The organism is Edaphobacter sp., from assembly GCF_028283685.1.
In the GTDB taxonomy this organism is placed as follows: Bacteria; Acidobacteriota; Terriglobia; order Terriglobales; family Acidobacteriaceae; genus Edaphobacter.
Map to the genome: position 1 here is coordinate 746,687 of NZ_JAPWKF010000007.1, position 15,254 is coordinate 761,940.

9 protein-coding genes and 1 pseudogene are annotated in these 15,254 nt (G+C 63.6%); 2 read left to right on the forward strand and 8 right to left on the reverse strand.

Annotated elements, in window-relative coordinates:
• The first annotated feature begins 42 nt into the window (after positions 1-42).
• Positions 43-1,264, forward strand: a pseudogene (moeB, locus tag PW789_RS13945) (molybdopterin-synthase adenylyltransferase MoeB).
• A gap of 215 nt (positions 1,265-1,479) precedes the next feature.
• Here moeB and PW789_RS13950 read toward each other — a convergent pair.
• The 3 genes from PW789_RS13950 to PW789_RS13960 form a co-directional block, all read right to left on the reverse strand.
• On the reverse strand, positions 1,480-2,730 hold the full coding sequence (locus PW789_RS13950; protein WP_299377390.1) for an ectonucleotide pyrophosphatase/phosphodiesterase: 1,251 nt from the start codon (positions 2,728-2,730) through the stop codon (positions 1,480-1,482).
• Positions 2,731-2,793: 63 nt separating this feature from the next.
• On the reverse strand, positions 2,794-4,101 hold the full coding sequence (locus tag PW789_RS13955; RefSeq protein ID WP_299377392.1) for a homoserine dehydrogenase: 1,308 nt from the start codon (positions 4,099-4,101) through the stop codon (positions 2,794-2,796).
• 16 nt (positions 4,102-4,117) lie between these two features.
• On the reverse strand, positions 4,118-4,591 hold the full coding sequence (locus PW789_RS13960; RefSeq protein WP_299377394.1) for a nucleoside deaminase: 474 nt from the start codon (positions 4,589-4,591) through the stop codon (positions 4,118-4,120).
• A gap of 162 nt (positions 4,592-4,753) precedes the next feature.
• Between PW789_RS13960 and PW789_RS13965 the strand changes: the two genes are divergently transcribed.
• Positions 4,754-6,130, forward strand: a complete 1,377-nt coding sequence (locus PW789_RS13965; protein WP_299377396.1) for an NAD-dependent succinate-semialdehyde dehydrogenase — start codon at positions 4,754-4,756, stop codon at positions 6,128-6,130.
• Positions 6,131-6,192: 62 nt separating this feature from the next.
• Here PW789_RS13965 and PW789_RS13970 read toward each other — a convergent pair whose 3' ends face one another.
• From PW789_RS13970 to PW789_RS13990, 5 genes are all read right to left on the reverse strand, one after another.
• A complete protein-coding gene (locus tag PW789_RS13970) occupies positions 6,193-7,461 on the reverse strand; it encodes a penicillin-binding transpeptidase domain-containing protein (RefSeq protein WP_299377398.1) in 1,269 nt (422 codons plus the stop codon).
• 168 nt (positions 7,462-7,629) lie between these two features.
• The gene (ftsZ, locus tag PW789_RS13975) at positions 7,630-9,108 is read right to left on the reverse strand and encodes a cell division protein FtsZ (protein WP_299377400.1); all 1,479 of its coding nucleotides are present in this window, start codon (positions 9,106-9,108) and stop codon (positions 7,630-7,632) included.
• Between the two features lie 122 nt (positions 9,109-9,230).
• Complete coding sequence (locus PW789_RS13980) at positions 9,231-12,446, reverse strand: alpha-L-rhamnosidase (RefSeq protein WP_299377402.1); 3,216 nt, start codon at positions 12,444-12,446, stop codon at positions 9,231-9,233.
• A 169-nt stretch (positions 12,447-12,615) separates the two neighbouring features.
• Positions 12,616-13,848, reverse strand: a complete 1,233-nt coding sequence (ftsA, locus tag PW789_RS13985) for a cell division protein FtsA (protein ID WP_299377404.1) — start codon at positions 13,846-13,848, stop codon at positions 12,616-12,618.
• Positions 13,845-15,134: an FtsQ-type POTRA domain-containing protein gene (locus PW789_RS13990; RefSeq protein WP_299377406.1), complete on the reverse strand. Its 1,290-nt coding sequence runs from the start codon at positions 15,132-15,134 to the stop codon at positions 13,845-13,847. The genes ftsA and PW789_RS13990 overlap by 4 nt, the downstream gene beginning before the upstream one ends.
• Between the last annotated feature and the right edge of the window lie 120 nt (positions 15,135-15,254).

Consider the following 15,254-nt stretch of genomic DNA (forward strand, 5'->3'; position numbering starts at 1 on the left):
GGCCAAAGCATCTAGAATTAAGTAAGTTCAACAAGGAAAGCCATGCCAACAGCCATCGAAGAAACCGTAGAGCTTCCAAAGCTCACCAATGAAGAGATCGCCCGCTACTCCCGCCACCTCATCCTGCCCGAGGTCGGCATGGAGGGCCAGCGCAAGCTCAAGGCCGCGAAGGTACTCTGCGTGGGAACCGGTGGCCTCGGCGCGCCGCTCGCGCTCTACCTCACAGCAGCCGGCGTCGGCACCATCGGCCTCGTCGACTTCGACGTCGTCGACGAGTCCAACCTGCAGCGCCAGATCATCCACTCGCAGTCCACCGTCGGCAAGCTCAAGGTCGACTCCGCCGAGGAGATGCTCAAGGGCCTCAACAAGAACGTCAACATCGTCAAGCACAACACGATGCTCACCTCGGCCAACGCCCTTGAGATCTTCAGGGAGTACGACGTCATCGCCGACGGTACCGACAACTTCCAGACGCGCTACCTCGTCAACGACGCCTGCGTGCTCACCGGCAAGCCCAACGCCTACGGCAGCATCTTCCGCTTCGAAGGCCAGGCCTCCGTCTTCGCCACCGAGGACGGCCCCTGCTACCGCTGCCTCTACCCGGAGCCGCCGCCGCCCGGCCTCGTCCCCTCCTGCGCTGAGGGTGGCGTGCTCGGCATCCTCCCCGGCCTCGTCGGCGTCATCCAGGCCACCGAGGTCATCAAGCTCATCCTCGGCATCGGCGAGACCTCTCGTCGGCCGCCTCCTCATGGTCGACGCCCTCGGCATGGGCTTCCGCACCCTCAAGCTGCGCAAGAACCCCGACTGCCCCGCCTGCGGCACGCACGAGATCAAGGAGCTGATCGACTACGATCAGTTCTGCGGTATCGAAAAGCCCACCACCGTCGGCCCGCTCGAAGTCTCCAGCCACAAGGCTGTCGGCGACGCGGCCATCGTCGAGGGCATCCCGCAGATCTCCGTCGAGGAGCTCAAGAAAAAGATCGACGCCAAGGCGAACATCTTCGTCCTCGACGTCCGCGAGCCCCACGAGTACCCCATCGCCAACCTCGGCGCACCGCTGATCCCCGTAGGCTCCATCGAGAGCCGCGTCAGCGAGATCGCCGACCACAAGAACGATGAGGTCATCGTCCACTGCCGCTCCGGCGCACGCAGCCAGAAGGCCGCCGTCGCGCTCAAGGCTGCAGGCTTCACCAACGTGTCGAACCTCACCGGCGGCATCCTCGCCTGGGCCGACAAGATCGACCCAACGATGGCAAAGTACTAAGCCGCCGCAAAACGTCGCTGCAACTGAGAAGGCCCGGACATTGTCCGGGCCTTCTGCTTTCTATATTTCCAAGCCACTTTCAAGTGGTCATCCCGACCGAAGCGAAGCGCAGTGGAGGGACCTGCTTCTCACCACACCGCATCCCGGCCACAGCCTCGCTTTTTGCATTGTCTGTCCGAAGCAAGGCCCCAGCACATTCCGGCATTGCCACAAACCTACCGCCGAGCCACCTTCAACACCTTCGCATCGCCATCGTTCTTCGCCGGCTTCAACTTAAGAATCCCCGCCACGAAGTCATACACATCCACATTGGGGAACGACTCCAGCTTCACGCCCTGTTTCACATCCGGCCCTTCCGCATAGAAGATCGCCTTCATCTGCGGCACCTGCGCAGGGTCGAAGCCGTGTCCGCCAACTCCCTTGATCAGCGGCGTCTTCGCATGAATCGTCGTCGGCTCCAACGCCAGCGGCTCAATCACCGGGTCACCTTCACGGCCGTTCTCATTGAACTCCAGCTTCCCCGGTACGTCCTTCAAACGGTAGACGGCGATGCGCGGATCGTTCTTCCCCTTCAGCTCCGAGTAGATGCGTTCCTTCTCTTCCTCGGTCTTCGGATAGACTCTTTCGCCGACGTTTGGCGCACCCTTCAGGTCCACCATCGAATCGATAGCCAGCCAGTGCCGGTCATCGAACTTCACCATGCCGTGATCCGACACCACGATCAGGTCCACCGGAAGCCCCGTCGCCTTCAGCTTTGCCTCCAGCTCGCCCATCAGGCCATCGACATGGTGTACAGCATCTCGGCACTCCGTCGAGTCGGGCCCGAAGTCGTGTCCTGCATGATCCACATTCGAGTAGTAAACCGTGATCAGGTGCGGCCGCTCCGACTCCGGCAGAGCCAGCCACTGCATCACCTGCGCCACTCGCTTCTCATCGTCGAAATTATCGTCAAACGGCACCCAGTAGCTCGGCCGCTTGCCTGCGATCTCAGCCTCGGATCCTACCCAGAACATCGATGCCGAACGCAGGCCCTGGCGCTCAGCCAGCGACCACAGCGGAACCCCGCCATACCAGCTCCCATCATGGCTCGAGGCAGGATCCTTGTAGTAATACCGCGCATTGCCGCGCTTCGGATCGAGGAACTCGTTGTCCACGATCCCATGATGCTCGGGATAGAGTCCCGTCACAATCGTGTAGTGGTTCGGAAACGTCAGCGACGGAAAGCTGGGAATCATGCCCTCCGGTGCGCTCGCGCCCTCCTCCGCCATCTTCAGCAGGTGCGGCGCGCTCCACTTCGCTGCATAGTCCCAGCGAAAGCCGTCCAGCGACACCATCACCACGTAGTGCCTCTTCTGCGCCTTCTTCGAGTTCAGCGCATTCGGCTCATGATGCACCGGCGCGATATCCGCCGCCGACACATATCCCGTCAACAGTACGACCGTGCCTAACAACTTCCAGAGCTTCATCCATCTGCCCTTTATCTAGATAAACTGCGCCCGAAACCGCTCCACCGGGCGATGCAACGTCTGCTACTCCGCCGTATCGTCCGCAACCAGCATCTGCAGCGTCATCGGCTTCTCCAGCATGCAGTCCAGCTTGCCGATGGCATGCATCGCCTTCTCAATCGTCGAGGTCAGGCAAGGCTCCGTCGTCACCACGAACGGCAGCTTGTGCTTGGGATATCCCGGCTTCTGCAGCAGCGAATCGATGTTCGCCCCCACCTTCGCCAGCGCACCCGCAATCGAAGACACTATGCCGGGCTTGTCGTCCACCACGAAGCGCAGATAGTGCGGCGCCATAAACTCGCCCGTCACCTGGCGCTTGCGCACCGGCAGTTCCACCGATTTCGCACCCTGCGCTACGGCCAGCAGATCGGACACCACCGCCACCGCCGTCGGCTCGCCGCCCGCGCCGTGGCCCGAGAACACCACATCGCCGCCATACAAACCGCTCGTCACCACCATGTTCTGCGTACCGTGCGACCACGCCAGCGGCGAGTCCATCGGCACCAGCATCGGCGCCACCCGCGCATGCACCACCGTGCCCTCCAGCTGCGCCCGCGAGATCTGACGGATCGTGCAGTTCAGCTCCTTCGCATACATGAAGTCGACCGCCTCCACCGAGGAGATCGTCTGCGTCGCCACCTCATCCGGATTCAGGTCCGCATGCAGCGCAATGCGCGAAAGGATGCACAGCTTCGCGCGTGCATCGAAACCATCCACGTCCGCCGAAGGATTCGCCTCGGCATAACCCAGCTGCTGCGCGTCCTTCAGAACCGTCGCATAGTCAGCGCCCGTCTCCATGCGGCTCAGAATGTAGTTGCAGGTGCCATTCACGATGCCGCTGATCCGCTGCATACGGTCGCCGCCAAGCCCCTGCTTCATGCCCGGAATCACCGGGACGCCACCGGCCACAGCCGCGTTGTAGACCAGCTGCACATTGTTCTGCGCTGCCAGCCTCTGCAGGCTGACGCCCTTGTACGCGATCAGCTGCTTGTTGGCCGTCACCACATGCTTGCCGGAGGTGATCGCCTTCTTCAGCCAGCCCTCCGTCGGGTTCAGGCCGCCCATCAGCTCGATCACGACATCGACGTTCGACTTCAGCACATCGTCGATGTTCTCCGTCCACTTCGCCGTTGCAGGAACGAACTTCGCCGCGGCAGACTCCTTCTTGCGCGCCACGCTGCGGTTATAAACGTGCGTCAGCTCAATGCCAGCGAACTTCGACTGCGCCAGCACCTTTGCCACCGAGCTGCCCACCGTGCCGAAGCCCAGCAGAGCTACCTTCACCACGCCATCGTTCTTCTTCGCCGCAACCTTCTTCGACTTCGTCGCCATCGTCTCCCGTCCGTTCTCAGTAATCCACACGTTGCACAAAGCTGCGCCACACATCGAAGCTCTCTCTGCCTCGCTCTTTGAGAAGAGGCTCCGAGGGAATGCTTCTATCCCGCATCGGTCGCGTCAGTTCGTCATACAGAAACGCATCGTCAAAACCCGCATCCGCCGCATCGGCGGCCGTGCCGCTGAAAAAAATGCCATCCATGCGCGCCCAGTAGATCGCCGCCAGGCACATCGGGCAGGGCTCGCAGCTCGTATAGATCACGCAGCCCTCAAGCGAAAAGCTCCCCAGATCTCTGCACGCATTCCGAATCGCCACCACCTCGGCGTGCGCCGTCGGATCATTGCCCTTCGTCACGCAATTGGCTCCCGTCGCGATCACCGCGCCGTCACGCACAATCACCGCGCCAAACGGCCCGCCGCTCCCCGAGGTCACATTCTCATTCGCAAGCTCGATCGCCTGCCGCATAAACTCAGGGTTGGCCTGCATCCCGCTCCCTCGCCGTCCAGCCGCTTAAACCCCGCGCCTGCAGCCTGAAAGATTACAGCTCATTATTTCATACAGATAATCGGCCAACTCTCCTCTGCTCCGGCCTCTCTGCCTGCCCTCAGGGCAACGCAACTTTGCTAATCTGCTTCGTAGCAGACCAGCATGCCCATCGCCTCCATCAATCCCGCCAACGGCAAACTCCTTCGCTCCTTCGACGCCCTCACCGACGAAGCCGCGCTCGAAAAAATCGGCCTCGCCCATGAGGCCTTCAAGGCCTATAGTGCTGTCCCGCTCGATCATCGCGCCCTCTGCATGCGCAAGCTCGCCTCCCTGCTCGACGAAGAGGTCAACGACCTCGCGCAGATCATCACCCTCGAGATGGGCAAGCCCATCCACGCCTCGCGCCAGGAGGTCGCCAAGTGCGCCTCCGCCTGCCGCTATTACGCCGAGAACGCCGCGCGCATCCTCGCACCCGAACCCATCCCCACCGAGAACCAGAGCTACGTCCGCTGGGACCCCCTAGGCGTCGTCCTCGCCGTCATGCCCTGGAACTTCCCCTTCTGGCAGGTCTTCCGCTTCCTCGCGCCCGCGCTCATGGCCGGCAACACCGGCCTCCTGAAGCACTCCTCCAACGTTCCCCAGTGCGCCCTTGCCATCGAATCGCTCGTGCGCCGCTCCGGCTTTCCTCGCGGCATCTTTCAGACGCTCCTCATCGAATCGCGTCAGGTCGAGCGCGTCCTCGCCGACCCGCGCGTCGTTGCCGTCACCCTCACCGGCTCCGAGCCCGCAGGCCGCGCCATCGCCGCCCAGGCTGGATGGCTCATCAAAAAGTCCGTACTCGAGCTCGGCGGCTCCGACCCCTTCATCGTCATGCCCTCCGCCGACCTCACCACCGCCATCGAAACCGCCGTCCGCGCCCGCCTCGTCAACACCGGCCAATCCTGCATCGCCGCCAAGCGCTTCCTCGTCCACGAGTCCATCTACCAGGAGTTCGAAGCCGGCTTCGTCGCCGGCATGGAGGCCATGAAGATCGGCGATCCCATGAAGGAGACCACCGACGTCGGCCCGCTCGCCACAGCAAAGATCGCCGAAGAACTCGAGGCTCAGGTCAAGGCCGCCAAACAGGCAGGCGCACGCGTCCTCACCGGCGGCGAGCGCATGCTCGGCGAAGGCAACTACTTCGAGCCCACCGTCCTCACCGGCATCCCGCGCACAAGCTCCGTCTACAAGGAAGAGCTCTTCGGCCCCGTCGCCATGCTCTTCAAGATCGCCTCCATCGACGAGGCCATCGAGCTCGCCAACGACACGCCCTTCGGCCTCGCCGCCTCCGTCTGGACCCGCGAGCCCGCCGAGCAGCAGCGCCTCGTCGCCGAACTCGAATGCGGCGCCGTCTTCGTCAACTCCATGGTGGCCAGCGACCCGCGCCTCCCCTTCGGTGGAGTCAAGCACTCCGGCTACGGCCGCGAGCTCTCCGCCGCAGGCATGCGCGAGTTTCTCAACGCCAAGACCGTCGTACTCTCCTCACCCAAGAGCCTTTAAGCAGCCGCCTCCAAAAAGAAAACCCCGCCAGCAGGCGGGGTCTCCCAGCAAACATCCTCAACTCAATCAGCGCCCATGCCCGAAGCAGTCGCCTGCTCCGCCTTCTGCATGAAGTAGCTCTTATCCCACAGAGCGCGATAGAACTGTCCGGTCAGCTCAGCGGCCTTCGGCCCGAAGGTCGGCCTGCCGCCCTCAAGGAAGATCACCGTCACGATGCGGCCCTTCGGCGTATCGGCATACGAAGCGAACCAGCCAAAACGCGTGCCGTTGTTCGAGCACGTCCCCGTCTTGCCCATCACCGGAAACTCCGTAAAGTTGGTGCGCAGCGAACGCGCCGTGCCGTACATCACCGCGCCCTGCATGCCGTCCAGAATCTCCGGGATCAGCGGGGCGATGTTCAGCTGCCGCTTCACCTTCGGCTGGAAGCTGGCAACGTCCAGCGCACTCTCCGGATGCTGCAGATAGAACAGCGTGCCGCCGTTGGCGATCGCCGACACCAGCGCGCCAAGCTGCAGCGGCGTCATCGATACGCTCTCGCCGAACGAGCACATGCGCCCCACGCCGCCCAGCGACGCCGGAAGCTCTTCGTCCGGATAAATGCCCAGCTGCTCGCCCTGAATGTTGTAGCCCGCCAGCTCGCCCAGGCCGAACTCGTTGGCGTAGTGCTTCACCCGCTCAAATCCCAGAGAGCGGCCCAGCGTCTCAAAGTACGCATTGTTGGAGTGCGCCAGCGCCTCCGTCATCGTCAGGTGATAGCGGCCGCCCAGGTTCACCGGCGTGTCCTTCTTCACAATGCCCTCTTCGAGCGCCGCCAGCGCCACCGTCAGCTTGATCGTCGAGCATGGCTCGGCGCCGCGCGAGAGCGCCAGCTTCTGGTTCACCATCGCCAGGATACGGCCCGACGACGGATCGATGGCCAGCGCCGTGCCGTTCATGTTGCCCAGCGCCTCGATCGCCGCCGCGCGAACCACCGGATCTTCCCCCTCGGTCACATCGCCCAGCGAAAGGTTGTCGGCAAACGAGCTGGCCGTAAATCGCTCGTAATAATGGCTGCGGCGAACCGCCAGCCGCGTGCGCGCGCCGCGCTTCACATGGCCGGTCGTCGTCACCGAGACCGTCTTCTTCGTCGCAGTCGTTCGGCTTTTCTTGCTGGATGTCGTTTTTTTGCTGGATGTTGTTGTGGCGCGGGTCTTTCCGCCAGTAACGCTATGTGCCGTGCCGGAGGATTTATGCTTTGCGCTCCGCGACGGCGCCGCCGATGCATCGACCCCCGAACCCACAACCAGGCCCAGAAGGACGACGCCAACAACCTTGAAAAGTTTCGAAACCAAGGCGACCCCTCTTCTACTTACATTAAAACGAAGCAGGCAACGAAGTTGCCAATCCCAGGCCAGAAACCTGAGAACATTCTCATCTCAGCGCACTCCGCCCGGCTGTGAAATCCCCCATTAGCCCCATACAGGCCCGGAATGGTAACAGCCGGAAGCGCCAACCGGGAATCAGTGCCCCCGGCGCAGAAACGCTGGAATATCAAGCTCATCCGGCTCCGAGGTGTCTCCCGCTACCGGCGAACCACCGCCGCTGAACGGCGAACGCACGTTCGCATCGAGGACCGGGGCCTCCTGTTGGACGGTTCCCGCAGCCTGAAGGTAAGCAGGCTCGCGAACTCCTGCATCCACCCGAACCGCCTCTTCTGCAAGAACATACGAGGCTGCAGCGCGCTCGTTTTCCGCCCGGAAGAAGTCGTCGTCGAACACCGAGGCTGGCACCGTACGCAGCTCCGGCTCAGGCACGATCTCGATCCGCTCCCGCGGAGAGAGAGGAGTCTGGGACGTCGCAGGCTGGTCGCTGGCGAACTTCGGCTGCGAAGCCGTCGATTGTGACATCGAGTGCGGCATTGTGATCCGCGGCTCAATCCTCGGCTCGGGAGCAACGTCGAAACGCATCGTCGGCAACGACGGCTCGGCCAGCATCCGCTCGCGCCGAGCCGGCGTCTCCTGCTGCTTGAAGCCCGTGGCGATCACCGTGATCTTCACGTCATCACCCATCGTCTCGTCCTGCACCGCGCCGAAGATGATGTTCGCGTCCTCATGCGCCGCATTCTGAATAATCGTCGAGGCCTCGTTCACCTCGCTCAGCTTCAGGCTGCTCGAACCCGTAATGTTGATCAGGATGCCCTTCGCGCCGTCGATCGCGCCCGACTCCAGCAGTGGCGACGCCATCGCGGCCATCGCCGCTTCGACTGCGCGATCCTGACCTGAGCGTACCGCCGTGCCCATCACCGCGTAGCCCATCCCCGCCATCGTCGTCTTCACGTCGGCAAAGTCGCGGTTGATCACGCCGGGAATCGTAATGATGTCCGAGATGCCCTGCACGCCCTGCCGCAACACGTCGTCTGCAATGCGGAAGCTCTCGAAGAAGCCCGCATCCTTCGCCACCGCCAGCAGCTTCTCGTTCGGGATCACGATCACCGTGTCCACCGACTCCAGCAGCTCCTGCATGCCGCGCTCGGCCTGCATCATGCGGCGCTTGCCCTCAAACCCGAACGGCCGCGTCACCACCGCCACCGTCAGCGCGCCCATCTCGCTCGCCAGCGAGGCGATCACCGGCGCCGCGCCCGTGCCCGTGCCTCCGCCCAGACCGGCGGTCACAAACACCATGTCCGCGCCCTCAAGCGCCTCGATGATCTTGTCCGAATCCTCCAGCGCCGCGCGCCGTCCCACATCCGGGTTCGCGCCCGCGCCCAGGCCGCTCGTCAGCTTCACGCCCAGCTGCAGCTTCACCGGCGCGTTCGACACCGTCAGCGCCTGCACATCGGTGTTGGCGGCGATAAACTCCACGCCCTCCACCTTGGCCGCGATCATGCGATTCACGGCGTTATTGCCGCCGCCGCCAACGCCGATCACCTTGATCCGCGCCCCGCGCGGAATCTCGTCGTGGTAGTGGATGCGGATATCGTCGTCAGGCAGATTGGACATGAGTGCAGAGGCTCCTTAAGCTGACTCAATTCTCACACCATTGCCTGATAAGTAACACCCGCGTTTTCCACTACCCACGTACCATCAATGGTTCAATCTCAACTCCGCGCCTGCATTCGCAATCAGTGCAGACCGAACCGGTAGCTTCCCGCGCCGACCTCCACCACGAACGAGTCGCCTTCGAGCTTCGCCTCCGCCTTCTTGCCGCTCTCCGTCACCGACGACGCACCCGCCGCCGGCAGATACACCGTCGCCGTCGCATTCGCCGGAACATGCACGCTCACCGCCAGCTTTCCATCGGCTCCGCGCGTCCAGTCCGTCGTCACCTCGCCGTACACCGAGTCATACTCCGCATGCACGCTCGTCAGCCCCGCCTCCGCATGCGGCTTCACCACCACGTGATGGAACCCCGCACCCGCGGCATCCGTATCGATGCCCGCCACGCGCCGATACACCCACGCCATCACCGAACCGAACGCATAGTGGTTGTACGAGTTCATCGCCGGATCGCCCGTGTCGCCGTTCCAGCGCTCCCACCACGTCGTCGCGCCCTTCTTCACCATGTAGCCCCACGACGGATACGTATCCTGCAGCAGCAGCTTGTACGCCACGTCCGCCCGCCCCTGGTCCTCCAGCACAAACATCAGGAACGGCGTCCCCAGGAAGCCCGTCGTCAGGTGATTGCCGTGCGCCTCGATATCCTTCACCAGGCGGTCCGTCATCCCCTTCTCCATCTCCTTCGGAGCCAGCCCCGCGTACAGCGTCAGCACATACGCCGTCTGCGTATCGCCCGCCACCGTGCCATCCGCATGCACATACTCACGCCGATACGCCTCGGCGACCTTCGCATACACCTCTTTGTACTTCGCCGCATCGTCCCTGCGTCCCAGCGCCGTGCTCATCTCTTCCATCTGGCGAGCCATCACCGCCCAGTACGCCGTCGCTACCATGTCCTTCGGGCTGCGCGGATCGGGCGCCAGCCAGTCCGCGAAGTTATTCCCCAGCGACTTCTGCCGCAGGTAGTTTGGATTCGTCTTCAGCACGTAGTCCATCCACCGCTCCATCGCCGGCCAGTTGCGCTCCAGCACCGCGCGGTCGCCATACTGCAGCCACGCGGCATACGGCACCAGAATGCCCGCATCGCCCCATCCCGGAGCACCGGGGTGCGCATCCGTATTCCCCAGCATGTCCGGAGCCACATCCGTAAACGCCCCGCCCGGCGTCTGCGCATCCACCACGTCCCGCATAAACTTCTGCGTGAACGCGTCGATGTTGAAGTTGTACGCTCCCGTCCTCCAGAAGACGCCCGCATCGCCCATCCAGCCCAGCCGCTCATCACGCTGCGGGCAGTCCGTCGGAATCGACACAAAGTTCCCTCGCTGCCCCCAGATACCCAGCTCATACATGCTGTTCAGCAGTGTGCTCGAGGTCTTCAGCCGCATCGTCGGCAGATCCTCCAGACTGTTCCACACCTCGCCGCCAATCGCATCCAACGTCGGCTTGCCGGGGTATCCCGAGATCTGCACATAGCGGAAGCCATGGAACGTAAACTCCGGCTCCCATGACTCGTCGCCCTTGCCGCTCAGCGTGTACGTGTCCGTTGCGTCCGCATTGCGCAGGTTCTCCGTGTAGATGCTTCCATCCGGATTCAGCCTCTCCGCAAAACGCATCCGTACCACCGTGCCCGCAGCGCCGTGCACATGCAGCCGCACCACGCCGACCATGTTCTGCCCCATGTCGAAGACGGCATCGCCACCCACCATCTTCACGCTCACCGGGCGCACCCGGCCCGTCTGATGCACCGGACTGTCCGGCTGCGCCGAGACCTCCACTCCGGTCGGAGCATCGCTCACCAGCGCCGCGCTCCATCCCGTTCCAGGCTTCGCGCCCGTGCTCCACGACGCATCCGCCAGCCGCGCATCGTAGGTCTCACCGGCATAGATCTCCGAAGCCCTCACCGGAGCCCGCTTCGCCTTCCAGCTGTCATCGCTCGTAATCGTCTTCGTCGAACCGTCCGCAAACTTCAGCTCCAGCTGCGCCAGCAGCATGTCCGGCCCCGGAAACAGCCGCGCCCCAAGCCACATCATCGGGCTGCCGTGCCATCCCGCGCCCAGCGCCGCCGCCAGCACATTGCTGCCGGTCTTGTTCACCATCGCCGTCACGTCATACGTCTGGTACTGCACCCGCTTGCGAAAATCCGTGAAGCCCGGCGTCAGCACATCCTCGCCCACGCGATGACCGTTCAGAAGCACGCGATAGCTGCCCATCGCCGTCACATACAGCCGTGCCGCCACCACACCGCTCTGCGCCGGAAACTCCTTGCGCAGCAGCGACGCCTCGCTCGCCACGCGATCCGGCATCTTCATCGTCGAGTTGTTGAACCCCGCCCGCAGCTCCAGCGCATCCAATCCGCCCAGCTCCTTCGCCGGAACCCACGCGCCGTTCTCCTCCACGCTCCACTCCGGGCCTGTCACCACCGAGCGCGTCGCGCCAGCGCTCTCATGCAGCCGCAGCACCGCCGCCAGCGCAGCCGGTGGCGTCGGATCTCCCTGCTTCACCTTCTGCGCCGCTACCGACACCGTGATGGTGTTATCGCCCTTCGTTCCTTCGCCATAGTGCAGACGATCCCCGATCTCCTCGCGATCGAACGCAATCCACTCCGCCTTGCGCCCCGTCTCAACCCCATTCACCTTCACCGTGAACGCCCCCGGAGCGAAGACATGGAAGCTTGCGGCAAAAAGCCGTTTCTCCAGGTGCAGCTGATAGCGAAACTCCGCCTTCGCTGGCTGCACCGCCCGGCCCGGCTGCGCCTCCGGCAACCCGATCCAGCGAATCGCCTTCAGCTCCTGCTGCTGCTCCGCGTCGTCGCGATGAATCCACTGCGCCGTCCAGTCGCCCGGCTGCAGCAGCCCCATCTCCCACCAGCCGGGGATCGCCGCTCGGCTCGAACGGTCATGCCCGTCCCACACCTCGACCGTCCAGTAGTACCGCTGCCGCGACGTCAGCGCATGGCCGCCGTATGCGATGCCCACGCTCTCGCTCGAGCTGATCTTTCCGCTGTCCCAGATATCCGGCTTGCCGCCGCCCACCAGCCCGGCCATCGTGCTCGACACGCGGATCTGGTACGCCGTCTGCTTCCAGTTGCGCTCCGCCGCATCGTTCTGCCACGAGAACCCCGGTCGCGCCGCATCAATGCCCAGTGGATTGATCCGTTGCTCCACCTTCAATCGCATCGGAGCCGCATGCGCCGCCACAGCGCACAACGACAAAGCAACGCCCGCAACAAAAAGGCGAACCAAAGCAGCAGAGGACTTCTTCCCACTCGAAACAAAGGACATGACCACAACTCCTCAGAAACAAGCAACATGCTAATCGAAGCGAGCTAACGCAGGACCCGCTCCGCAAGAACAACCGTGAAAAAACGAATGCCCCATATCTCGATTCGGAAGATATGGGGCTCAATGTTTGCTCGTGCCGTTGTCTCACCAACAGCAATGAACATGCTGACTAAAAACTTCCCGCAAAGATCGACTTCAGCTTCGCGCGAAGCCCCTGCTCCTCGCTCGCCTTCCTTACCTGCGTGCGATGCGTGTAAAGCAACATGCCGATAGCCGAGGCGTACTCCGGCTTCGCCAGCTCCTCCGGCATCCGCGACAGCGGCACCGGATATCCCACGCGCGCCGGTACCCGCAGCAGACTCTCGGCGTTATCCAGCAGACCCGACATCATCGCTCCGCCACCGGTGAAGACGCATCCGGCGCCCAGCGCCTCCAGCACGCCGCCGTTGCGCAGATTATCGCGCAGCATCGTGAACAACTCCCGCGCACGTGGCTCCAGAATCTCTGCAAGAAAACGCTGCCGCACCATCCGCGCCGGCTGGCCGCCCGAGATCGCAAGATCGCCGCCAACCTCGATCTCGTTCATCTGCGGAACCGCCGTCACCACGCAGTGGCCGTAAGTCTTCTTCAGGAACTCGGCCTCTTCCACCGTCACATGCAGTCCCACCGCAAGATCGTTGGTGAAGTGGTCGCCTCCGATCGGCAACACCGCCGTATGCGCCACCGCGCCCTCGAAGAACACCGTCATCTCTGTCGTGCTCGAACCGATATCGGCCACGCACACGCCCAGCTCGCGCTCGTCCGCGCTCAGCACCGCTTCAGCCGAAGCGATGCCCTCATACACCGTATCCGTCACCTCAAGCCCAGCACGGTTCGCGCACGTGATCACGCTCTGCGCCACGCCGCCCGAGCACGTCGAGAGGTGCAGGTTGACCTCGAGCTTGTTGCCCACCATTCCAATCGGATCGTGGATCCCCGGCTGCTCGTCGAGGATGAACTCCTGCGGCAGCAGGTGCAGCACCTCGCGGTCCGGCGGCAGCGCCACGCTCCGGGCGCGGTCGACAGCAGCGCGAACCTCTTCCCGCGTAATCTCCCGCATGCGGCTGCCCATGCTGATGCCGCCACGCGAATTCATCCCGCGCACATGCGTTCCGCCGATGCCCACCACCGCCGTCTCGATCGCCGCCTTCGATGTGCGTTCCGCCGTCAGCGCCGCGCGATTGATCGCCTCCGCCGCAGGCCCCAGCTCCGCGATCAGCCCCTTCCGCATGCCCAGCGAGCGTTCGATCCCATGCCCGCGATACCGCAGCACGCCATCGTGCAGCTCCGCCACCAGCACCACGCTCTTGGTGCTTCCGGCGTCCAGCACCGTAATCAGATTTTCCGGCCTCTGACTCTTCATCGTTGAATTACCTGCGGCGGATGAAACTGCTGCTGCGTGCCCGTGCCCTGATCCGCCGGTGCCGATCCTTTCTTCGGATGAATCCAGAACGACTCTCCATGCTTCGTACCTGCCGACGCATGATGCGCCGCAGGGGACGTCTTCTTCGCCGGAGCTGACTTCTTCGCCGCGGCCTTCGCCTTCACCGCCGGCTTCTTCACCGGTGCAGGATGCACCGCCGGGGCAGACTCCTTCGCAGCAGCCTTCGGTGCAGCAGCCGCTTTGGACGCCGCCGCAGCAGCAATCGCCGCAGCCGACGACGCATCCGCCGCCGCAGCCTCTCCGCCGCCCACCGGCACCGCCGTGCCCTTCTGCATCTCCAGCACCACCTGCCGCTCGTACCGCATATCCACCGAGCTCAAATGCGGATACTGCGTCCTCCACTCCGGCAGATGCTCCTCAAACTTCCGGTAGCGGTCCAGAAAATTCTCTTCGCCGAAGTGAACCATCACCTCGCCGTTCTTGTCCGCCACCACCGCCCGCACATCCTCCGGGTCCGACAGATCCACCTCGCTCAGCGTCTGCGAGATCTTCTCACCCGACACGTCCAGGTCGCTCGTAAACCGCGCATACAGCTTCATCCGTGCCGCCCGCAGCGACAGCGGGTCCGACGGCGTCAGTCCAATCACCACCGGAAACGAGTACTGCATATTCGCCTGCACATCCGTCGGCATATCCAGCAGCACGCCGTTGCCATCCACCAGGCCGATATGGTTTCCCTGCCGCACAAACGCCACCGGCGTCCGTTCCACGATCCCCACCCGCAGATGATTCGGCAGCAGCCGCATCACCGTCGCATGCTCCACCCACGGCAGCTGCTCCAGCTCCGCCTTGCGCTCATCCAGCGACACGCGGAAGATGTTCCGCTCCACGTCCTCGCCGAAGATGCTCAGCAGCTGCGCCCGCGTCACATGCGAGTTGCCCTCCACCTCGATCGACGACGACGAAGGAATCACGAACCGGTCATCGTGCAGAATCGCCGCCTTGGCCACCATCACCGCCGCCGCGCACAATCCCACCACCACCAGCACCGCGGCCAGCACGCCCAGCCTTCCGCCCCACGACTTCGGCATCCCGCCGCGCACGCGCAGCTTCACGCCCGCCTGCCGCCTTCGCGACACGGGCGAGTCGTCATACTCCTCGTCGAAATCGGAAAAGTCTCTGCGCATGCTCCTGTCCGACGCCGCTGGCTTCTTATCCGACGCAGTCACCTTCGCGACATACTCCGGCTCTGGCGCTTCAAGCACCGCCGTCCTGCGCCTCGCTGCTGACCCGCCGTTTTGTCGCACGACTACTCTTTCGCTCGCTCAAGCCGAATAGCAAGAAACCGCCATCCTGACTATATCCCGCGAACCGCCCGGGGCTTA

What these genes read in the sequence shown, in the direction of transcription:
- PW789_RS13950 (WP_299377390.1), bottom strand. Translation starts at nt 2,730, where the DNA reads ATGAAGCTCTGGAAGTTGTTAGGCACGGTCGTACTGTTGACGGGATAT.
- PW789_RS13955 (WP_299377392.1), bottom strand. Translation starts at nt 4,101, where the DNA reads ATGGCGACGAAGTCGAAGAAGGTTGCGGCGAAGAAGAACGATGGCGTG.
- PW789_RS13960 (WP_299377394.1), bottom strand. Translation starts at nt 4,591, where the DNA reads ATGCAGGCCAACCCTGAGTTTATGCGGCAGGCGATCGAGCTTGCGAAT.
- PW789_RS13965 (WP_299377396.1), top strand. Translation starts at nt 4,754, where the DNA reads ATGCCCATCGCCTCCATCAATCCCGCCAACGGCAAACTCCTTCGCTCC.
- ftsZ (WP_299377400.1), bottom strand. Translation starts at nt 9,108, where the DNA reads ATGTCCAATCTGCCTGACGACGATATCCGCATCCACTACCACGACGAG.
- PW789_RS13980 (WP_299377402.1), bottom strand. Translation starts at nt 12,446, where the DNA reads ATGTCCTTTGTTTCGAGTGGGAAGAAGTCCTCTGCTGCTTTGGTTCGC.
- ftsA (WP_299377404.1), bottom strand. Translation starts at nt 13,848, where the DNA reads ATGAAGAGTCAGAGGCCGGAAAATCTGATTACGGTGCTGGACGCCGGA.